Raw genomic sequence first — 20,787 nt, 5'->3', positions numbered from 1 at the left:
TGCAGGTCGCTGAGCTGGGCGGGGCTCAGTCTGCACTCGGCGCCGCCGGCTCCTTTGGAGGTCAGGGCTGCGCGTCCGCCGTTCTCCAGGGCTCGGCGCCAGCGGCCGACCGACATCGGGGTGACCCGCAGCTCGCGGGCGATCCGGGTGTCGGTGGCGCCTTGGGCGATGAGGTCGGCGGCGCGCATCCGCAGCTGCTCGCGGCGTTTGCGCTGCTCGGTGGTCAGTCCTCCGCCGTCGGGGTATCTCATACCCCGGTGATCTCATCTGGGCGGGCGCGTGCCAACTGACGATCAGGTGACGATAGCTAACCCTCACCTTTAAAGCTCTCTAGACGAGCCAACGGTCGGACTTGACCCTGAGCAACGGCTTGAATTTCGTGACTTAATACGAAACCTGTCTGCACGAGCCACGATTGTACTGAGCACACATCTGGTGGAAGACGTGGCCGCCCTGTGCGACAGTCTAGTGATTATGAAATCTGGGCGAATCGAGTATCTGGGCACGCCGGCGGAGCTCGTGGAGCGTGCGGCTCCCGACGCCCGAGGGGATACGGCAATCGAACGGGGATATATGTCCGTGCTTTCGAGTCAAGGATCTCAAGCATGAGGAATGCGCTTGGCACTGAGCTACGTAGGTCCCCGCTGGCATGGCTCTCAGTGCCGCTGTCCGCCATCGCACTCGTGATGCTGTTGGCGGACAGGAGATCCTGGGAGCTGATTTGGCCTCAGGCCAGCGCGAGGGCCGCTTCCGTAGCCGTCATCGTTTCAGGAGTGGTCGCCGCCGCTGCGGCGGCTTGGAGTGCGCAGCGTGTGCATCGGGGTGGCACGGGAGAGCAACTCTCCGGGGCCGCACGCCCGCGATGGCAAATCGAAGCCCTGCATTTATTCGGGACGCTATGCCATACCGTGGCCCCTCTTTTATTTGCCACAATGACAGCGGCAAGTATAACCACCCAGAAAGCACCGAGCGGATTTTTGTGGCCTGGATATTTCCTACTGGCTTTGGCTGCGCTCACCTTTTGTGCAGCCGTTGGACATATGGTGGGAAGTGCGGTCACCAGCCGACTTGCGGCCGTCGCAGCTGCAGGCGTCGCCTTCGTCCCCTTGTTTGTTCTACAGGCATTGGCGCCTTCCTACGGTCCCGCACGGCTTGAGATCAGTCCAATCGGGCTGGGAAGTCGTATCATCCTTGCCGCCGTCTTTGTAATCGCAGCTCTCTCCATTGGCGCAAATCTCAATACACGAGATAGACGCACACCAAAGTTCCGGCAAATGATATTGGTGGCAGCCGGATTGACAGGTGTTGCAACATTGATGTTCGGCGGCCCCCTGCAGCGCCCTCGACTTGCCGACTCAAATCCGGCATGCGAACAAGTGCCCAATCCCGTCAACTCTCAACAGGTATGCTTGTGGCCGGAGAATTCCGCTTATTTAGCCATCGCAAAGGAAGCCGCCACCCGCGTGACAGAGGCCACGGCGGGCATCCTGCCTCCTATCGATCTGCTGGAAGCGGGTCTGCACACAACAAGAGAACGCCCCGCTGTGCGATATGAGGTCCACGGCGGCGAGAACGAAGAAACGTTTATCCAGGCAATGGCGTTCGTGGCCATTGAACGTACTTTCGCTTGCCGGCCTAGAGACAAGGGCGAAGCCAAGCCTTTGGTCGACGCAGGGAATCAACTTTTCACTTGGATACGATCTGCATCCTGGAAGGGCCTAGGGGACCCTCAGCACGACCCCAGTGCCATGACGGACGCCGATCGCCGAGAGGTTGCCGAGGTACTTAAGAAACCCCGCCCTGAGCAAGTGCTTTGGGCCCGCTCCAAATTGGCCGTTATCGATGACTGCAGGCGCTGAAATATCGAGAACGAGACATTTTCCACCTCTCGCAATTCAGACCAAGCGCCTATTGGGATCCGGGAATGAATCACGGTAATGCGATGGAAGACCTTCCTGGTCATGCGGAAGAGAAATGGGTGTGGAACGAGGCGTCCTTCATCGTTCGCGCTCGAAAATTGACGGCAACGGCTCTTGCGCTTGTTGTGCTCTCGTTGGCGACAGCGGTATGGGGGCGTGCAAGCGTGCATCTTCCTGTGATGAACCCGGGAATGGCCGAGACGCTTCCGCTGGCGATTTTGCTTCCAGTCCCCTATGCCTGTGTGATATCTCTGGTCCTTAGAAGCGGCATGGCCGACTTCGATCGGATAGCGGCCCGCTCGATGGCGCAAATCGACCTTATCTGTATGGCCACAGCGACGCTTTCGGCACTCCTGCTCATCTCCGTCGGCCTGTTTGCCGGCCAAAGCGCGGAATTGGCCCCGCTCGTTCTGAGGAACACACTCTGGTGGACAGGTATCGCATGCCTGTCTGCTTGGATCTTCGGCAGATCACTGGGCTGGGTGCTTCCCATCGTGCTGTTGGTGCCGCTCTACGAATCCGCGCAGAGCGGCAGCGCAGAGCCGCCCGCATGGAGCATTCCGCGGTATGCGGCAGATTCGCTCTGGTCGTGGACTGTTACCGCGGCGGCATTGGGAGGTGGGGTCGCACTGATCCTGTTCGGGGATCGCCTGAGGCACAGACTCGTGATCCGAGTTCGTCGTGTGCTCCGGACTGGTAAAAGCGCCGAACGCCGCTGACCCGCATTGCCGCGGGTCAGTGGCGGGGAGGGCGGACGAGTCGGCCTGTAGGCCGGGTTCTGTCCTTCGCGGGTGCGAAGGGGCGGTCATCCATCTGGGGCCGCCGTTGCCGGCGGCCTCGTGCGATCTACCCGTGCGGCTCGGGCGGGCAGCCCTCGAACGTCGCACGCGGGTCGCTCCGTGAGGAGCGGCCCTTCTTGACCTTGCTCCGGGTGGGGTTTACCTAGCCGCTCACGTCGCCGTGGGCGCTGGTGGTCTCTTACACCACCCTTTCACCCTTACCTTCCCCCGGTGAGGGGGAAGGCGGTCTGCTCTCTGTGGCACTGTCCCGCGGGTCGCCCCGGGTCGGGGTTACCGACCACCCTGCCCTGTGGAGCCCGGACCTTCCTCGGCGGGTTCACGTGTGAACCCGACGCGACCGCCCGGCCGGCTCGTCCGCCGTGCAACAAGGGTAACAAGTCCGCGGGGTACGGCATGCCCGCGCCGCGTGCCGGTCAGGCGAGGTGCGAGGTGTCGTTGAGGTATTTCACGACGGCCGGGCCGTCAGCGTAGTAGTCGATCCTCGACAGGCAGGCCACGTCCAGGTGCATGCGGTAGAGGGCGGCGGGCGGGGCGAGGAGCGCCAGCCGTACGAGCAGTTTGATGGGTGTGACGTGGGAGACGACGAGGACGGTGGCGCCGGGGTGGGCGAGGAGGATGCGGTCGCGGGCCGATTGGACGCGGCGGCTGGTGACGGCGAAGCTCTCGCCGCCGGGCGGGGCCGCGGCGGGGTCGGCGAGCCAGGTGGCGAGTTCGGCGGGCCAGCGCTGCTGGACTTCGGCGAAGGTGTGGCCTTCCCAGGCTCCGAAGTCGGTTTCGCGCAGCCCTTCGTCGATCTCGACGGGCGCGCCGCAGCGGGCGGCGACGATCTCGGCGGTGGCGCGTGCCCGTTTGAGGGGCGAGCTGATGATCACATGGGGTTGGTACGGCTCTCGCGACAGCCGTTCGGCTGCCGCCTCGGCCTGGGCGACCCCGTCGGCGGTGAGTTCGGCGTCGCCGAGGCCGGAGAAGCGGCGTTCGACGGACAGGGGCGTCTGGCCGTGGCGGAGTAGGAGCAGAGTGGTGGCGTGCTGTGTGGGCGGCATCCACCCGGTGCCTCTGTCGTGCTCGCCGCGCTGCTCGCCGGGTCGGGCCTTGGGGCCTCGGTCGCCGTTCCACGAGGCGTCCCGCTGCCCTGAAGCCCCGGCGTCCCGCTGCCCTGAAGCCCCGGCGTCCGGGTGCCGTGAAGCCCCGGCGTCGCGCTGCTGTGAGGCCGCCGCGTCCCGGTGGCGTGACGTCCCCGTGTCGGCCTGCCGCGGCCCGGCGGCCGGACGGTCCTCGTCGGCGTCGGGGAGGCCCTTGGCCTGCCAGGGGAGGCCCTTGGCCGCGGCGTCCATGGCCTCGTTGGCGAGGCGGTCGGCGTGGCTGTTGCGGGCGCGCGGGATCCACGTCCAGGTGACGCGGAGTCGGCGGGCCAGGGAGGCCGCCTCGGTGGCGAGGGGGCGCAGCCCCTCATTCTTGATCTTCCACCGCCCGGCCATCTGCTCGATGACGAGCTTGGAGTCCATGCGCGCCTCGACCGCGGCGCCGTCGCCGGCGAGGTCGAGGACGGCGGTGAGCCCGGCGATCAGGCCGCGGTATTCGGCGACGTTGTTGGTGGCGGTGCCGATGGCCTCGGCGGTCTCGGCGAGGACCCGCCCGGCGGCGTCCTTGACGACGGCGCCGTAGCCGGCGGGCCCCGGGTTGCCCCGGGATCCGCCGTCGGCTTCGATGACGTAGGACGTCACAGTCCGGACTCCGCGGTGCGGACGAGGATGCGCCGGCACTCCTCGCACCGGACGACCTCGTCGTGCGCGGCGCTGCGGATGCGGTTGAGCTCGGCGATGGGCAGGGTGGTGCGGCAGCCCTGGCAGCGTCCCGCCTGGAGGAGGGCGGCCCCGACGCCGGTCTGCTCGCGCAGCTTGGTGTAGAGGGCGAGTAGGTCGGCCGGGATGTCGGTGGTCTGCGCGTCGCGCTTGCGCCGGGTCTCGTCGGCGTCCTTGTCGATCTCGGCGAAGGCGGCGGCGCGCCGGTCGTCGGCGGCGGACCGGGTGGCGGTGACCTCGTCGCGTTCGCCGGCGAGCTTGGCCACGCGGGCGTCGGCGGCCTCGCGGCGCTCCATGATCTCAAGGACGATTTCTTCGAGGTCGTCCTGGCGGCGCTGCAGCGACGCGATCTCCGACTGGAGCCCGGCGAGGTCGCGCGGGGAGGAGACCTGGCCCGAGTCGAGGCGCTTGCGGTCGCGGTCGGCGCGGACGCGGACGGCGTCGACGTCGGATTCGGCCTTGGCCTGGTCCCGCCCGAGGTCGGCGGCCTCGGTCTCGGCGCCGATGATCTCGGTGGCGAGGCGGCCGAGCCTCGTGGTGAGCTCGGCGATCTCGGCCAGCTCGGGGAGCGTGCGGCGCCGGTGCGCGAGGCGGTCGAGGGCGGTGTCGAGCCCGGCCAGGTCGAGCAGGCGCTTCTGGGCCTCGGGTGCAGCCTTCATTTCATCCCTCGCTGTGCTGTTGTGGTCCAGGCGTCGGTGACCCTGCTGGAGACGTGCGTCTCCACGTTAATGCCCCGCTGGGCGAGCCGGGACGTGAGGAGTGCCGCCGCATCGCCCAACCACGGCCATTCGGTCGCCCAGTGGGCGGCGTCGACGAGTGCGGGGCCGCCGGCTTCCACGAACTCGCTCGCCGGGTGGTGTCTCAGGTCGGCGGTGAGGAACACGTCCGCTCCGCTGGCGCGGGCCGCGCCGAGCAGCGAGTCTCCGGCGCCTCCGCTGACGGCGACGCGTCTGATCTCGCGGTCGGGGTCGCCCGCGACGCGCAGGCCGGCCGCGGTGGCGGGAAGGCCGGCGGCGGCCCGTTCGGCGAACCGCGCGAGGGTGACGGGAGAGGCGAGGTCGCCGACGCGGCCGATTCCGAGGCTCTCGCCGTACGGCGACGGCGCGAGGGGCGTGAGTTCGCCGTCGAGGCCAACGGCGCGGGCGAGGGCGTCGGAGACGCCGGGGTTGGCGTTGTCGGCGTTGGTGTGGGCGGTGTAGAGGGCGATGCCGGAGCGGATGAGGGTGTGGATCACCCGCCCCTTGGGGGTGGAGGCGGCGACGCTGGTGGTGCCTTTGAGATAGAGAGGGTGGTGGGTGACGACGAGGTCGGCCTCCCATTCGCGGGCCTCGCGGACGACGGCCCAGGTGGGGTCGACGGCGAACAGGACGCGGCGCACGGGCTGGTCGGGATCCCCGCAGACCAGCCCCACCGCGTCCCAGGATTCGGCCCAGGCGGGGTCGTAGAGGGTTTCCAGCGCCGCCACGACATCGTTGAGCGTTGATCGTGACACGTGCGCAGACTACCGCCGGGCCGTGCGGTACGAGTCTCCCGATGGGAGAGCCACACGAAAAACCCCCGTTCTCTTAGGTGTAGCGGACGAATTCACCGGTATCGCCTTCCGGATAACGTCCAACTGCATCCTCATCCCCGCAGCGAAGGAGCGAGCCACTCGTGTCCACTGACCTGCATCGCCGCGCAGTCGTCGCCGATACCCACAACGACCTGCTCATGGCGGTGACGGCGCGTCCACCGAAGCGGTGGGCGTCCTTCTTCCGCGAGCGGTGGTTGCCTCAACTCCGCGACGGGGGCGTGGACCTCCAGGTCCTTCCGGTGTTCATCGACGACGTGTACCGCCCGGATGGCGCCCTCCGGGAGACGCTGCGCATGATCGAGTGCGCGCATGTGCTGGCCGAGGGCAACGCCGATGAGGTACGGCTCTGCGTGGACGGCGCGGAGATCGACGAGGCGCTGTCCGCCGGGAAGATCGCGCTGGTTCTCGCCTTGGAGAGCGCACCGGGCATCGACGCCAACATCGAGCTGATCCCGACGCTGTTCCGGCTGGGGGTGCGTGTCGCCTCGATCGCCCACTTCGGCCGCACCCCGCTGGCCGACGGCAGTTGCGAGGACGCCACGGGCAGCAGGCTCACCACGCACGGCGTCGAGGCGCTGCGTGAGATGCAGCGCCTCGGCATGATCTTCGACATCTCGCACCTGGGCGCGAGCGGGGTGGAGCATGTCTTCGAGCTGTCGACGAGGCCGCTGATCGCGACGCACTCGTCGGCCAGGGCGCTGCTCGACCACCACCGCAACCTGACCGACGAGCAGCTTCGCGCGGTGGCGGCCACCGGTGGCGTGGTGTGCGTGAACTTCGTGGCGGCGTTCCTCACCGAGAAGCCGCGCGAGGCGACCGTGGACCACCTGGTCGACCACATCGAGCATGTCGCGGAGGTCGCCGGTATCGATCACGTCGGTCTCGGGCCGGACTTCTTGCGCGAGGTCATCGATGAGCTGACCCCGCCGTGCTGCGAGCCGATCGGCTTGGACGGCCTCGACGTCGAGGCGTGCATCCCCGGCCTCGACGGGCCGCGCGGCATGCCCCTGGTGACGGAGGGGCTGATCAAGCGGGGCTTCGCCGAGGACGATATCGTCAAAATCATCGGAGGAAACGTGCGGCGCCTGTTCCGGGACGAGCTGGGAAGGCCCGCGTGAACCTCGAGGCGATGCTCGCCGACCTGGAGGACCTGGTGGTCTGCGAGTCCTTCTCCAGCGATCACGCGGCGGTGGCCCGCAGCGCGAAGGTGGTCGCCGCCCAGGGTGAGCGCCTGCTCGGCGCGGCCCCGGAGTTCGTCGTGCTCGGCGGGGTGACCCATCTGCGGTGGACGTTCGGCACGCCGCGCGTGCTGCTGCTCGGGCACCACGACACCGTGTGGCCGCTCGGCACCCTGCGGACCCACCCGTGGTCGCTGGTGGACGGGGTGGCCCGCGGGCCGGGCGTGTTCGACATGAAGGCCGGCCTGGTGCAGATCTTCCACGCGCTGGCCGCGCTGCCGTCGCTCGACGGGGTCACCGTACTGATCACGGGTGATGAGGAGCTGGGCTCGCTCACATCGCACCAGCTGATCGAGGACTCGGCCCGGGGCCTATCCGCGGCGTTCGTGACGGAGGCGAGTGCCGACGGCGGGGCTCTGAAGACCGCCCGCAAAGGCGTGTCGAACTACGAGCTGATCGTGTACGGCAAAGCCGCCCACGCCGGCCTCGAACCCGCGAAGGGCGCGAACGCCGCAGTCGAGCTGGCCCACCAGATCCTGGCCGTCAACGAGCTGGCCTCCCTGGTGGACGAGGGGCTGACGACGGTCACCCCGACCCTGTCGCGGGCGGGGACCAGCAGCAACACCGTGCCCGCGCAGGCGAGCGTGCAGGTGGACGTGCGCGTCCCCGACGTCGCCGCCCAGCAGCGGGTCCACGAGCTGATGGGGGCGCTGACCGCGACGGTGCCGGGCACCCGGCTCGACGTGCGCGGCGGTCCGAACCGCGCGCCGCTGGAGGCGGCCTCCTCGGCCGGCCTGTTCGCCCTCGCCCAGCATGTCGCCGCGGGTCTCGGCCTCGCCCCCCTGTCGGGGGTGGCGGTCGGCGGGGCCTCCGACGGCAACTACACCGCGGGGGTCGGCTGTCCGACGCTGGACGGGCTCGGCGCGGTCGGGGGCGGCGCCCACGCCGACCACGAGCATGTGATCACGGCGGAGATGCCGGGCCGTACGGCACTGCTCTCCGGCCTCGTCGCCTCGGTGCTCCGGCGGAGCGCCGCCGAGCCAGAGGGGGTCCGTTGAGCGCGCCGGAGCTCGGCGCCGCGTGGCAGGCGACCGCGAGGGCCTGCGATCGGGCCGAGGTCGAGGTGCGGATTCTGCATGAGATCGAGGAGATCGAGGGGATCTTCCAGCTCTTCGTGGAGATCTGGCACCCTTCCCCGGCGACCCCGCCCATCACCGTCGATCTCATGCGGGCGATGTCGCACGCCGGCAACTACGTGTCGGGAGCGTTCCAGGGCGGCAAGGTGGTCGGCGGCTCCGTCGCTTTCCTCGCCACGCCGCCCGGCATCACCCTGCATTCGCACATCACGGGGGCGTCGGTGGGGCGGGGCATCGGCTTCGCGCTCAAGGTGCACCAGCGCGCGTGGGCGATGGAACGCGGGCTTGAGCGCATCTCCTGGACCTACGATCCCCTTGTGCGAAGGAACGCCTACTTCAACCTGGTCAAGCTGGGTGCGCGTCCCGCGGAGTACCTCCCCAGGTTTTACGGTGCCATGGACGACGCCATCAACGCCGGGGATGAATCAGACCGCATTCTGGCCGAATGGCAGCTGAACGCGCCGCATGTCGCCGCCGCGGCGGCGGGTGCCGCCTCCGTCCCGCGGGTGCCCGGCGACGCGGTCGTCGGACTGGCGAACAAGGAGGGGCGGCCCGTCATCGGCGACGCCGACGGCCCGACCGTCCTGGTCGCGGTACCCGAGGACATCGAGTCCCTGCGCCGCACCGACCCGGTGGCCGCCGGGATGTGGCGCGGCGCCGTACGGGAGGTGCTCGGCGAGTTGATGGCGGGCGGCGCGGCGGTGGTCGGCTTCACCCGCGAGGCCGGCTACGTGGTCGACAGGAACGGTTGAAAGGAGCGGCGGCGGGGCCTTCCCGCCGTACTGGGAACATGAAGATCTCTGGAATTGAACTGCGCAGGATCGACCTGCCGCTGGTGGCCCCGTTCCGCACCTCTTTCGGGGTCGAGAGCGAGCGCGACGTGCTGCTGGTGCGTGTGGTCACGCCCGAATCCGAGGGGTGGGGCGAGTGCGTGGCGATGTCGGCGCCGCTCTACTCGTCGGAATACGTGGACGCCTCCGTCGACGTGCTGCGCCGCTTCCTCATCCCCGAGCTGACCTCGCTGCCGAGCGTCGACGGGTACGGCGTGGCGCACGCCCTGGCCAAGTTCAAGGGCCACCGCATGGCGAAGACCGCGTTGGAGCTCGCCGTGCTCGACGCGCAGCTGCGCGCCTCCGGGGAGTCGTTCGCGCGCTTCCTCGGCGCGACCGCCGACCGGGTGCCGTGCGGGGTGTCGGTCGGCATCATGAACTCCGTCCCGGAACTGCTCGACGCCGTGGACGGCTACCTGAGCGAGGGCTATGTCCGGATCAAGCTGAAGATCGAGCCGGGCTGGGATGTGGAGCCGGTCCGCGCGGTGCGGGAGCGTTTCGGCGACGACGTGCTGCTGCAGGTCGACGCCAACGCCGCCTACACGCTTGTCGACGCCGGTCATCTGTCCAAGCTCGACGAGTTCGGCCTGCTGCTGATCGAGCAGCCGCTCGCCAACGACGACTTCGTGCAGCACGCCGCCCTCGCCAAGCAGCTCCGCACCCCGGTGTGCCTGGACGAGTCCATCGAGTCTGTCGAGCACGCCGCGGCGGCCATCACTCTCGGCTCGTGCTCCATCATCAACATCAAGCCGGCGCGCGTCGGCGGCTACATCGAGGCCCGCAAGATCCACGACCTGGCCTCGGCCCACGGTGTGGCCGTCTGGTGCGGCGGCATGTTGGAGACCGGTATCGGCCGCGCCGCCAACGTGGCCCTCGCCGCCCTCCCGGGCTTCACCCTGCCCGGCGACACGTCCGGCTCCAGCCGGTACTACGCCACCGACGTGACCGAGCCCTTCGTGCTGGACGACGGCCACTTGAGCGTTCCCACCGGCCCCGGCCTCGGTGTCGAACCGGTGCCGGACGTCCTCGCCGACATCACCACCTGGAGTGAGTGGATCCCCGCCTGACCACTCCTCCTCGAAGACCTCCGGACTTGTCCCACCACCATGTCCGGGGGTCTTCGCGTGTCGGCCTCCGCGGCCTCCGCGGACGGCGTCGGCGGCGGATCCGCCGCCGCACCGCGCAGGGTCCTTGCCGTGGCCGAGCGGCTTGAGGATCATGAGCGATACCCCCCGCCGCCACCTCCCGTATGCCTCTGATATGGAGGCATCGGAGGCTCCTCATCCGTCTGTCGCACCATACGGGGCTTTCCTGAGTTACGCAGCTGTTTGCAGAGGAGAGGGAGGTAAATCGTTGAACAGCCTCCCTGACGTTCTTTACATGGCGGTTCGCGAGTTTTGCCAGGACTTGCCAGAGAATCTCCGACGATTGGAATCGGGTCCCCTTAGTGTGATCACCTGATCTCAGGGGGATTTTGTGTGATCACACGCTTCGCGTGGTCCGTTCGGACCCGCCTCACTTTGGCGGCGACCGTCGTTATGTCGTTGCTGTGTGCCGCTGGGTCGGTACTTGCGCTCCTTGGGCTGCACGATATTGCCGCAAATGTTCGGACAAATCATGTTGTGGCGGAGGCACTAAAAGTCGTACATCTCACCAAACGCGGCATACTTCCCACTCAGCTCCAGATCGATGGAATCAGCGCGGTCCAGGTGCTCGACTCCCGGGGCCGGGTCATCTCCGCGACGCCCGGCCTCCTGGACAGGCCTCCGATGGCGACCTTCGAGCCCAGCGAACTCACCACACGCCAAGACCAGATCGTGTGCAACAGCCCCGACTTCCCCGACGACTGCATGGTCATGGTGATGTTCCGCATCTACCAGCCCGACGGCGACTGGCGCATCTACGCCGCCGACCCCGTCGTGCCGTGGTACGTCAACCCGCAGCTCCTCGCCTCGCTGCTCGTCGGCTCGCTGCTCCTGATCCTCGTGACCGCCTTCGGCACCCACCGCATCGTCGGCAATACGCTGGCCCCGGTCGACTGGATCCGCACCAAACTCGCCGACATCACCGCCACGGACCTCGGCCAGCGCGTGCCGCTCCCTCGGTACAAGGACGAGATCCGCTCGCTCGCCGTCACCGTCAACGAGACCCTCGACAGGCTCGAACACGCCGTCGAACGGCAGCGCCGCTTCGCCTCGGACGCCAGCCACGACCTGCGCAGCCCCATCACCGCCATGCGCACCCAGGTCGAGGAGTCGCTCCTGCACCCCGAGGACACCGACTGGTCCAGCACCGCCGACGCGCTCCTCGACAGCCTCGACCGCCTCCAGGCCATCGTCACCGACCTGCTCATGCTCGCCCGCCTCGACGCCGGCGCGCCCGGGGCGCAGGACATCCTCGACCTCACCGACCTCGTCGCCCGCGAGCTCGACCGCCGCCCCCGGAAGGTCGCCATCGTCCGGGACCTCCCGCACGGGGTCCACGTGCGGGGCGACCGGCTGCGGCTCGCCCGCCTCCTCACCAACCTCGTCGACAACGCCGAACGGCACGCGCTCACCCAGGTGCGCGTCGCCGTACGCGCCGACGGCGAGATCGCGGTGATGGACGTCCACGACGACGGGGCCGGCATCGACCCCGAGCACCGCGAAACCGTCTTCCAGCGCTTCGCCCGCCTCGACGCCGCCCGCAACCGCGACGCCGGAGGCACCGGCCTCGGCCTCCCCATCGCCCGCGAGATCGCCCAGTCCCACGGAGGCGCCCTCGCGGTCGAGGACAGCGCCGCGGGCGCCCTCTTCGTTCTCCGCCTGCCTCTTGCGAAGGAGGGGTGACCGGCCATGTTCGCGCGCTACACCTGGTCGGTCCGGGCCAGGTTGACCTTGGTCTCCACCGTCATCGTCGGTGTCCTGTGCCTTTCCGCGGCCGTTCTCGCGACGCTCGCGGTACACACGATCATCACCGAGCAGACCGCCGACCGCGTCGCGGCCACCACGCGGCGGATCGCCCTCCAGGTCGAGCGGTACGGCCTGGCCCGGCAGTTCAACCCCACCCCCGTCGAACAGGTCACCCTCGTCCAGATCCAGAACAGCAAGGACGAGGTGGTGCGCGCCAGCGCCCCGCTCCTGGGCAGACCCCCGCTCACCACCGTGGACCCCACCCTCACCGACAGCCGCGCCACGATCGAGACCTGCCGCAGCCCCGCCTACCCCGGCACATGCCTGATCATCGTCGGCTTCAAGGTCTACGCGCCCGACGGCGAGTGGACCGTGTACGCCGCCGACAAGGCGCCGCCGCTGTACGTCGGCCCGGGCTTCCTGGCGAGCCTGCTCGGCGCCTGCGCCCTCATCACCGGACTCACCGCCCTGGGCATCTCCCGCACCGTCGCCAAAGCCCTCGCCCCCGTCGAGGACATCAGCTCGGAACTCGCCGACATCACCTCCACCGACCTCGGCCGCCGCGTCCCCACCCCCGCCTACAAGGACGAGATCGGCCACCTGGCCACGACCGTCAACCACACCCTCGACCGCCTCCAGGCCACCGTCGAACAGCAGCGCCGCTTCGCCTCGGACGCCAGCCACGACCTGCGCAGCCCCATCACCGCCATGCGCGCCCAGGTCGAGGAGTCCCTTCTCCATCCCGACGACGTCGATTGGCCCGACACCGCCGGCGCCCTCCTCGGCAGCCTCGACCGCCTCCAGGCCATCGTCACCGACCTGCTCATGCTGTCCCGCCTCGACGCCGGCATCCCCGGCCAGCGCGACCCGGTCAACCTCACCGAGATCGTCACCGCCGAACTCGACCAACGCCCGACCCGCCGCATCGAGATCGTGCGGGACCTCCAGCCCGACGTCTGGGTCACCGGCGACAAGCTCCGCCTGCTCCGCATGCTCACCAACCTCCTCGACAACGCCGAACGCCACGCCGTCGCCCAGGCCCGCGTCTCGGTCGCCGCCGACGGTGAAACCGCCATCCTGGAAGTCCTCGATGACGGCGCCGGCATCGACCCCGAGCACCGCGAAACCGTCTTCCTCCGCTTCACCCGCCTCGACGCCGCCCGCAACCGCGACGCCGGAGGCACCGGCCTCGGCCTCCCCATCGCCCGCGAGATCGCCGAGGCCCACGGCGGCATCCTCACCGTCGAGGACAGTACGGCCGGAGCCCGCTTCATCGTCCGCCTCCCCCTCCGCCGGCACAACGGCCGCCAGTGACGCGCCGGTTCCGGCGGCGGCTGTGTACCGGGCCCGCCGCCATGAGCATCGCCCACCCGCTGCTGGTCGCCCGAGGCGGGCGCGGTCACCTGGGAGGCTGCGAGCCGAGGCCGAGGTCGATGAGGGCGGCGAAGGAGCGTCGGCCCGCGGAGGTCAGTTCGCGGCATTCGACGACGGCGGCGCCGGGAACCAGGGACAGCAGATGGCCGGTGAGGAGGCGTAGGCGCGCGTAAGGGCCGGCCGGGATGGGCGCGGGTGCCGGGTCGAGGACGATGAGGAAACGCGCGCTGTGCCGTACGGCGCGTAGAAGTGCGGGCAGTTCGCCGTCGTCGTGGGCCCAGGTGAGGTCGCACAGGGAGACCGCGACGTCGAAGGGATGCCCGTGTACGGCGTGCGCCACAGGCACGCCGACCAGGTCGGCGGCGGCCAGATCGGTGGCGGCCAGATCGACGGTGGTGACCTGGTCGGCGTGGTCAGCGATGACGGGGGTCAAGCGGCCGACGCGGTGGCCGATGTCGAGCGCGGACCTCAGCGGTCGGCCGACGAGGTGTTCGGTGCGCTTGAGCAGTTCTGAGGTCAGTTCGTGGACCGGATGCCTGCCGGGGTGGCCGACACGGCTCGCCGGCGGTGGGGGGTCGTGGCGTGAGCGCTGCGCGCCCTGTGTGGGTTGCGCGGGCTGCACGGGGCTACGCCCGATGCTGTCGACGTCTTTGTCTCGCATGTGCCCCTCCCATCCTTTGCCGGCTCAGTCAGGATCAGGATTCTTGGAATTTGTATGGATTCGTGCGCATTTACCGGTCGACACCCCCAGGGAACGCTCCAACTATGGACAGGCCCAAACGCCAGTTTCCATCGTGCCAGAATACCTCGCAGAGATTCGAGACCCGAGGGCATTAATCCATAATAGCGAGAAATGCCAGCCAGCCACGATCGAGCGGCGGAGCCGCCGACGGCAGATATCCGGGTGACTCGGGAAGGCCGATAGGCATCGAAGTCCTCGACGCGAGGGAGAAACTCTCCGCCCGCTTCCTGGATTCGGCCGAGCGGATCGCCTGAGGGCACAGGTCGGCATCCACCCCTCCCGCGAGTTCGGGAACGCGCCAACAGACACCACGGCCCACCGATGCCGGGGTGTCGGGGCCCTCCGGCCCTGGAAAGGGTAAGACTTCCACTTTTCGATGCGCCCGCGAGTTATGCGCGTTTTCGCAGACGGAATCGTTTCACAGATGGGCCAGAGCGGCGGCGCCGGAATTTCATGACATCGCCGTACGAACATGAGAGCCAGGTCAGCGCGCTTTCATGCGGGCCATCGCCGCAGTCGCTATCAGCGGGCGCGCTGAGCTGGGCGAACACCGCGCACTAGACACATCCGGCGCCCCTTTAAAGACGGACAGGCGACCTTCCGCATACCCCCTGTCCACAAAGAACGATCCAAAATGACAATATGGCATGACATTTCAATCGTTACCAATCCAAACCTTGAAAAAATTACACTCATCCATGAGCATTCTTCACGTGAGCAGTAAAGATCATTTGCTCCTGGTGAGCTCTGCATATGGCCCCGGCCACTCGTACGGCCGCAGCGAAGCCAGACCGCCCTCCACGGCACCTATCCGAAGAGCCTGTGCGACAACGGCTCACTCTCCTGTGGAGCGGACCCGCGAACCATGAAAGAGATCATCTCCCCATGACCCCCCAGTCCCTCTTTCGAACAACCCTGATCGGACTCGCCACCGCAATCGCACTCCTTCTTCCCCAGAGCGTGGCGATGGCCACCCCCACCCTCACGGCCGCCGACCGGACGATGAGAGCGGACCCCGCAGTGACCGCGAACCCGTCGACCGGCGTGTCGGGCAGCGTGTCGGGCACGGTGACCTCCGCGGGAACCCCCCAGGCGGGCGCCGAGGTCGCGGCCGTGGGCACGACGCTGAAGGCAGTCACGGACGCCGCCGGCCGCTACCGCCTCGCCCTGCCGCACGGCGCCTACGACCTGAACGTCACCCCGGCCTCCAGGTGCGTATCCACACAGAGCGCGCCGGTCACAGTGAACGGCGACCTGACCAAGGACTTCAACCTGCCGCCCCGCACGGATGGGTTCGGCCATGTATGCACCGTAGGCGCCGACCCGTACATCGCGGGCACCCACAAGATCGGCCCCAGCGGCGACTGGGGCTCCCAGGGCGTCGCCCTGCCGTTCACGTTCCCGATGTATGGCGCGCAGTACAAGCACGGCTCGATCGGATCGACGGGCTACATGCAGTTTCACTCGGGATACGGCCAGCATATAGCGATGGTCTACCCGTACCAGGACAGTCTCGTCGTGGACGACCAGGCCGGGGTCTATACCGCGACGCTGGGTACGGCACCGCGGCGGACGTTCGTCGTGGAGTGGCGGAACGTCACGTTCAGGAACGACAGCACCCTCCGCGTTTCCGTGTCGGCCGCGCTCGGCGAGGACGGTTCGATCAGGTTCTTCTACAAGGACCTCGACAACCCTCGCGAGTTCGGAAGCAACGCGAGGATCGGCATTCTGAACTTCACGGACGGGGTCAGCTTCTGGTATTCCGACAACTCCCCGGCGCTGAGCAACGGGCAGAGCCTGACCTTCACCGCGAGCGGGCACGGCCTGGTCGGCGGTGTCGTCACCGACGCCAATGACGGCAAGCCGGTCATCGGTGCCACTGTGAAAATCGGCGCCGACACGAGCTTCCTCACCGACGAGGAGGGCCGCTTCTACGGCCAGGCTCCGGTGGGCGACCACAAGGCCGAGGTGTCCAGGCTGCACTACGGCACCTTCCTCCAGGACGTCAGCATCACCGCGGGGGCTCTCACCAGCTTCGACACCGCTCTGATCACGGGGCGGCTTTCGGCCGAGTCCGACGAGGTGACGCTGATCATGCCGGTGAACGCCGTACGATCCGGCTCGGTCGAGTTGACCAACCTGGGCAGCGCGACGACCTACACCGTGTTCAACGACGCGGAGACCTGGCTGACCGCGACGCCTGCGAGCGGTGAGGTCGCCGCGGGAGCGTCCACGACGCTGAAGGTCAGCGCGTCGTCCGCCGGCCTGCGGCCGGGCGCCGTGCTCACCGGCACGCTGCTCGTCTACTCCAACAGCGGCCGCGACCCCTATATCAAGGTCACGGTGCGGGCCGTGGTGCCGAGACACCAGATCGCGCTCGATGTCGGCAGCACCAAGGACGTGGTGGACGAGCTGGGTGACCGCTGGTCCAAGGACGGCAAATACACCGCGGGCGGGCACGGCTACATCGGCGGCAGCAGGGTCGGCACCACTACCCGGGCGATCAAGGGAACATCCGAGCAGGAACTGTTCAAGAGCGCCCGCGAATCGATGCTGGAATACCGCTTCGACAACGTGCTCTACGGCACCTACACCGTCGAACTCGGTTTCGCCGACCTGCGGTCCTCACGGCCTGGACAGCGCGTCTTCGACGTCATCGTCGAAGACGAACTGGCGGTCCCGGCGCTCGATCTCGCGTTCGAGGCCGGCACGCACACGGCCGTCACCAAGCGGTACACCGTGAAAGTCGTCGACGGCCGGCTCAACGTGCGTTTCGCCAAACGTTTCGGCAACACGGTCGTGAACACCATCCGCGTCTTCGAGCGTCCCGACAAACCCCTCCCGTGACGTTCGCCCGGCGGTCCCTCCCCTTCCCCGACGTGACGGGCCGCCTCTTCCCCGGCTTTCGGCAAGCGTGACGACTCACCCTCCAATGGGACGCGCCCACAAACCACGAAAGAGACCGTCTGTCCATGATCCCGCGGAACTTACGAACAGCCCTGATCGGGGCTGCCACCGCATTGGCGCTCCTTCTTCCCCAGAGCATGGCGATGGCCGCCCCCGCACCGGACAACATCGATAAGGCGGTTCTGGCCGACCTGGCGGCCGATGACAAGGCGACCTTCTGGGTGCACCTCAAAGGCTCGGCCGATCTCAGTTCCGCTGCCCAGGTGAAAACCAAGGCCGGAAAGGCCGAGGCGGTCTACCGCGCCAAAACCGCCTTCGCCGACTCCTCCCAGGCCGAACTGATCAAACTCCTGAAAGCGGCCGGCGCCGACTACACCCCCTTCTGGATCGCCAACGCCGTCCGCGTGAACGGCAACGCCGAACTGGCGGCGAGGGTGGTGCGCACGCCGCAGGTGACCCGCATCGCCCCCGTCCGCACCATCGACCCGCCGAAGCCGATCCCCGGCCAGGCCCAGGCCACCATGAACGCGGTCGAATGGAACATCGACCGCGTCAACGCCCCCCGCGTGTGGAACGAGCTCGGCACGCGCGGCGAAGGCGTCGTCGTCGCCAACATCGACAGCGGCGTGCAGTTCGACCACCCCGCATTGGCGGCGCAGTACCGCGGCAAGAAGGCCGACGGGACCGTCGACCACAACTACAACTGGTTCGACCCGGCCGGCATGTGCTCCACCGCCGCGCCCTGCGACAACAACAACCACGGCACCCACACCATGGGCACGATGGTGGGCGACGACGGCGGGACCAACCAGATCGGAGTCGCCCCCGGAGCGAAGTGGATCGCGGCGAAAGGCTGCGAAGCCAGCGGCTGCTCGGACGCCTCGCTGCTCGCCGCCGGACAGTGGATGCTGGCCCCCACCGACCTCGACGGCGCCAACCCCCGCCCCGACCTCGCGCCCGACATCGTGAACAACTCCTGGGGCGGTCCGGGCTTCGACCCGTGGTACAAGCAGGTCGTCGACGCGTGGGTCGCGGCGGGCATCTTCCCGGTGTTCTCCAACGGCAACTCCACCAACGCCGGCTGCAATTCCAGCGGCTCCCCCGGGCAATACGTCGCGAGTTACAGCGCTGGCGCGTTCGACGCCAACAACGCCATCGCGGGTTTCTCCACCCGCGGCAGCGGTGAGAACGGCGAGATCAAGCCCAACATCGCCGCACCCGGCGTCAGCGTGCGCTCATCGGTGAACGGCGGCGGCTACCGTCCCATGTCCGGGACGTCGATGGCCGCCCCGCATGTGGCCGGGGCGGCGGCGCTGCTCTGGTCGGCCTCCCCCGCCCTCGACAACGACATCGCCGCGACGCGGGAGCTGCTCGACCGCACCGCGGTCGACATGAACGACACGAGCTGCGGCGGCACCGCCGCCGACAACAACGTGTGGGGCGAGGGCCGCCTGGACGCCTTCGCCGCGGTGCAGGCCGCGCCCGTCAGCGCCTTCGGCGCCCTGAACGGCACGGTGACCAGCGGCGGTACGGCCGTCGCCGGAGCGACCGCGACCGTGACCGGCCCGCAGAGCCGTACGGCCGCCACCGGCCAGGACGGGACCTACAGCCTGCCCCGCCTCCTCCCGGGCGACTACCGGATCACCGTCACGAAGTTCGGGTACGGCGACGCCACCGCGACCGCCACCGTCACCGCCGGCCAGACCGCGACGGCGAACGTCACCCTGACCGAAAGCCCTCCGGGAAGCGTCTCGGGCACTGTGATTCATGCGGGTGTCCCGGCGGCGGGCGCCGAGGTCGCGGCCACGGGCACGCCCGCCAAGACCGTCACCGACGCGGCCGGTCGATACCGGCTCGAACTCCCGAAGGGCACCTACAACCTGAGGGTCACGCCCGTGTCCCGCTGCGCCTCCTCTCGGAGCGCGCCGATCACGATCAGCGGTGACCTGACCAAGGACTTCGACCTGCTCCACCGCTCCGACGCCTTCGGCCACGTCTGCGCGTCGGGCGCGGAGCCGTACATCGCGGGCACCGACAAGCTCGGGTTCGGTGGGGACATTGCGGTAAAGCAGGTCTACCTTCCGTTCACTTTCCCGATGTACGGCGAGCACTTCACGAGCATCTTTGTGCACATCGACGGCACGATCACCCCTCTAGGGAGCTCCCCATGGGTCGAAATCTACCCCTACCTTGACGATCTGGTCTTGGACGACATCTATACCGCGACCCTGGGAACGGCACCGCAACGGACGTTCATCGTGGAATGGCGGAACGCCACCCTTTATCACGACAACACCGCCCGCTTCTCGGTGTCGGCGGCGCTCGGCGAGGACGGTTCGATCAGGTTCTTCTACAAGGACCTCGACACCCTTCGCGAGTTCGGGAAGACCGCATCGATCGGTATCCAGAACTTTACGGACGGAACCCACCTGTGGTATTCCCGCTACTTGCCCGCGCTGAGCAACGGGCAGAGCCTGACCTTCACCGCGAGCAGGCACGGCCTGGTCAGCGGCCTCGTCACCAACGCCAACGACGGCGACCCGCTCCCCGGCGCCACCGTGAAGATCGACACGATGTCGCTCACCACCGGGGCCGACGGCCGCTTCTACGGCCAGGCCCCCGTGGGCGACCACAAAGCCGAGGTGTCCAAGGAGCACTACGGCACCTTCGTCCAAGACGTCAGCATCACCGCGGGGGCTCTCACCGGCTTTGACACCGCCCTCGCCACGGGCCGCATCACGGTCAGATCCGACGAGGTGCTGCTGGTCATGCCGCCCGACGCCCAACGATCGGGCTCGATCGAGTTGAGGAACCTGGGCGGCGCGACGGCCTACACCGTGGTCAACGACCCTGCGCAGACCTGGCTCACCGCGACTCCGGAGAACGGCGACCTCGCCGCGGGCGCGTCCGCGACGGTGAAGGCCACAGCCTCCTCGGCCGGCATGCGGCCGGGCGACGTGCGCATCGGCAGACTGCTCATCCGTTCGGCCAGCGCCCGCAGGCCCGAGATCGAGATCACGGTGCGGGCCATCGTGCCCAAGCATCAGGTCGCCCTTGACGTCGGCGGCGGCAAGGATGTGGTGGACACGGTGGGTGACCGCTGGTCCAAGGACGGCAAATACACCGCGGGCGGGCACGGCTACATCGGCGGCAGCAGGGTCCGCACCACCACCCGGGCGATCAAAGGCACCTCCGAACAGGAACTGTTCAAGAGCGCCCGCGAATCGATGCTGGAATACCGCTTCGACAACGTGCCCAACGGCACCTACACCGTCGAGCTCGCTTTCGCCGACCTGCGGTCCTCACGGCCCGGACAGCGCGTCTTCGACGTCACTGTCGAAGGCCAACTGGCGGTCCCCGCCCTCGACCTGGCCCTCCAGACCGGCACCTACACGGCCCTCACCAGGCAGTACACCGTGAAGGTCGCCGACGGCCAGCTCAACGTGCATCTCGTTAAGCGGTCCGGCAAGACCGTGGTGAACGCCATCCGCATTTTCGACCGCCCCGACAAGGCGGTCCCCTGACCCTCTGACTCCCCCGCCCCCTCTGATCTCGTTTCCGGCGGCCCGCCACCTCCTTGAGGAGTGGCCGGCCGCCCCCGGTCCCAGCCCCCGCAGACGAACGAGACCCACCCT

At 68.3% G+C, this 20,787-nt stretch carries 15 protein-coding genes and 1 other RNA gene; 10 read left to right on the top strand and 6 right to left on the bottom strand.

Annotated features, from left to right (window positions below; genetic code table 11):
• Window positions 1–251: helix-turn-helix domain-containing protein (locus BLQ73_RS04995; protein ID WP_143020124.1), on the bottom strand; the 251-nt coding region annotated here is incomplete at its 3' end.
• Between the two features lie 681 nt (window positions 252–932).
• On the opposite strand from BLQ73_RS04995, the gene BLQ73_RS30960 reads away from it, so the two are divergent.
• On the top strand, window positions 933–1,859 hold the full coding sequence (locus BLQ73_RS30960; protein ID WP_143020123.1) for a DUF7224 domain-containing protein: 927 nt from the start codon (window positions 933–935) through the stop codon (window positions 1,857–1,859).
• A gap of 83 nt (window positions 1,860–1,942) precedes the next feature.
• Window positions 1,943–2,638 (top strand): hypothetical protein, encoded by a 696-nt coding sequence (locus BLQ73_RS04985; RefSeq protein ID WP_143020122.1) that lies wholly within the window; start codon window positions 1,943–1,945, stop codon window positions 2,636–2,638.
• A 32-nt stretch (window positions 2,639–2,670) separates the two neighbouring features.
• Here the strand turns inward: BLQ73_RS04985 and rnpB are convergent.
• The 4 genes from rnpB to BLQ73_RS04965 form a co-directional block, all read right to left on the bottom strand.
• Window positions 2,671–3,072: RNase P RNA component class A (rnpB, locus tag BLQ73_RS04980), an RNA gene on the bottom strand.
• A gap of 60 nt (window positions 3,073–3,132) precedes the next feature.
• Window positions 3,133–4,443, bottom strand: coding sequence for a bifunctional RNase H/acid phosphatase (locus BLQ73_RS04975; RefSeq protein WP_093168663.1), 1,311 nt, complete (start codon window positions 4,441–4,443; stop codon window positions 3,133–3,135).
• Window positions 4,440–5,180 carry a zinc ribbon domain-containing protein gene (locus BLQ73_RS04970; RefSeq protein ID WP_093168661.1) on the bottom strand — a complete coding sequence of 247 codons (741 nt, stop codon included), beginning with the start codon at window positions 5,178–5,180 and terminating at the stop codon, window positions 4,440–4,442. The genes BLQ73_RS04975 and BLQ73_RS04970 overlap by 4 nt, the downstream gene beginning before the upstream one ends.
• Window positions 5,177–6,013 carry a Nif3-like dinuclear metal center hexameric protein gene (locus BLQ73_RS04965; RefSeq protein ID WP_093168659.1) on the bottom strand — a complete coding sequence of 279 codons (837 nt, stop codon included), beginning with the start codon at window positions 6,011–6,013 and terminating at the stop codon, window positions 5,177–5,179. The genes BLQ73_RS04970 and BLQ73_RS04965 overlap by 4 nt, the downstream gene beginning before the upstream one ends.
• Before the next feature lie 161 nt (window positions 6,014–6,174).
• Here BLQ73_RS04965 and BLQ73_RS04960 point away from each other — a divergent pair, with 161 nt between their 5' ends.
• From BLQ73_RS04960 to BLQ73_RS04935, 6 genes are all read left to right on the top strand, one after another.
• Window positions 6,175–7,212 carry a dipeptidase gene (locus BLQ73_RS04960; protein ID WP_093168657.1) on the top strand — a complete coding sequence of 346 codons (1,038 nt, stop codon included), beginning with the start codon at window positions 6,175–6,177 and terminating at the stop codon, window positions 7,210–7,212.
• Window positions 7,209–8,330, top strand: a complete 1,122-nt coding sequence (locus BLQ73_RS04955) for a M20 family metallopeptidase (protein WP_218125621.1) — start codon at window positions 7,209–7,211, stop codon at window positions 8,328–8,330. Before BLQ73_RS04960 ends, BLQ73_RS04955 begins: the two co-directional genes overlap by 4 nt.
• Window positions 8,327–9,160: a GNAT family N-acetyltransferase gene (locus BLQ73_RS04950; RefSeq protein WP_245690795.1), complete on the top strand. Its 834-nt coding sequence runs from the start codon at window positions 8,327–8,329 to the stop codon at window positions 9,158–9,160. The genes BLQ73_RS04955 and BLQ73_RS04950 overlap by 4 nt, the downstream gene beginning before the upstream one ends.
• 38 nt (window positions 9,161–9,198) lie before the next feature.
• A complete protein-coding gene (gene menC, locus BLQ73_RS04945) occupies window positions 9,199–10,305 on the top strand; it encodes an o-succinylbenzoate synthase (protein ID WP_093168655.1) in 1,107 nt (368 codons plus the stop codon).
• 555 nt (window positions 10,306–10,860) lie between these two features.
• Window positions 10,861–12,066, top strand: coding sequence for a sensor histidine kinase (locus tag BLQ73_RS04940; RefSeq protein ID WP_245690794.1), 1,206 nt, complete (start codon window positions 10,861–10,863; stop codon window positions 12,064–12,066).
• Between the two features lie 6 nt (window positions 12,067–12,072).
• Window positions 12,073–13,443: a sensor histidine kinase gene (locus tag BLQ73_RS04935; protein WP_093168653.1), complete on the top strand. Its 1,371-nt coding sequence runs from the start codon at window positions 12,073–12,075 to the stop codon at window positions 13,441–13,443.
• A gap of 85 nt (window positions 13,444–13,528) precedes the next feature.
• Here the strand turns inward: BLQ73_RS04935 and BLQ73_RS04930 are convergent, their stop codons facing one another.
• The gene (locus BLQ73_RS04930) at window positions 13,529–14,164 is read right to left on the bottom strand and encodes a hypothetical protein (protein ID WP_093168650.1); all 636 of its coding nucleotides are present in this window, start codon (window positions 14,162–14,164) and stop codon (window positions 13,529–13,531) included.
• A gap of 966 nt (window positions 14,165–15,130) precedes the next feature.
• On the opposite strand from BLQ73_RS04930, the gene BLQ73_RS04925 reads away from it, so the two are divergent.
• Window positions 15,131–17,092: a malectin domain-containing carbohydrate-binding protein gene (locus BLQ73_RS04925; RefSeq protein WP_176955278.1), complete on the top strand. Its 1,962-nt coding sequence runs from the start codon at window positions 15,131–15,133 to the stop codon at window positions 17,090–17,092.
• Between the two features lie 125 nt (window positions 17,093–17,217).
• Window positions 17,218–20,676, top strand: a complete 3,459-nt coding sequence (locus BLQ73_RS04920) for a S8 family serine peptidase (protein ID WP_093168646.1) — start codon at window positions 17,218–17,220, stop codon at window positions 20,674–20,676.
• Window positions 20,677–20,787: the final 111 nt, after the last annotated feature.

Source organism: Sinosporangium album, assembly GCF_900100605.1.
Classification (GTDB): domain Bacteria; phylum Actinomycetota; class Actinomycetes; order Streptosporangiales; family Streptosporangiaceae; genus Sinosporangium; species Sinosporangium album.
Note: the sequence above shows the minus strand (reverse complement) of the source record. Positions and strands in the feature narration are given on the sequence as shown.

What these genes read in the sequence shown, in the direction of transcription:
- BLQ73_RS04970 (WP_093168661.1), bottom strand. Translation starts at nt 5,180, where the DNA reads ATGAAGGCTGCACCCGAGGCCCAGAAGCGCCTGCTCGACCTGGCCGGG.
- BLQ73_RS04985 (WP_143020122.1), top strand. Translation starts at nt 1,943, where the DNA reads ATGGAAGACCTTCCTGGTCATGCGGAAGAGAAATGGGTGTGGAACGAG.
- BLQ73_RS30960 (WP_143020123.1), top strand. Translation starts at nt 933, where the DNA reads ATGACAGCGGCAAGTATAACCACCCAGAAAGCACCGAGCGGATTTTTG.
- menC (WP_093168655.1), top strand. Translation starts at nt 9,199, where the DNA reads ATGAAGATCTCTGGAATTGAACTGCGCAGGATCGACCTGCCGCTGGTG.
- BLQ73_RS04935 (WP_093168653.1), top strand. Translation starts at nt 12,073, where the DNA reads ATGTTCGCGCGCTACACCTGGTCGGTCCGGGCCAGGTTGACCTTGGTC.
- BLQ73_RS04930 (WP_093168650.1), bottom strand. Translation starts at nt 14,164, where the DNA reads ATGCGAGACAAAGACGTCGACAGCATCGGGCGTAGCCCCGTGCAGCCC.
- BLQ73_RS04920 (WP_093168646.1), top strand. Translation starts at nt 17,218, where the DNA reads ATGATCCCGCGGAACTTACGAACAGCCCTGATCGGGGCTGCCACCGCA.
- BLQ73_RS04925 (WP_176955278.1), top strand. Translation starts at nt 15,131, where the DNA reads ATGACCCCCCAGTCCCTCTTTCGAACAACCCTGATCGGACTCGCCACC.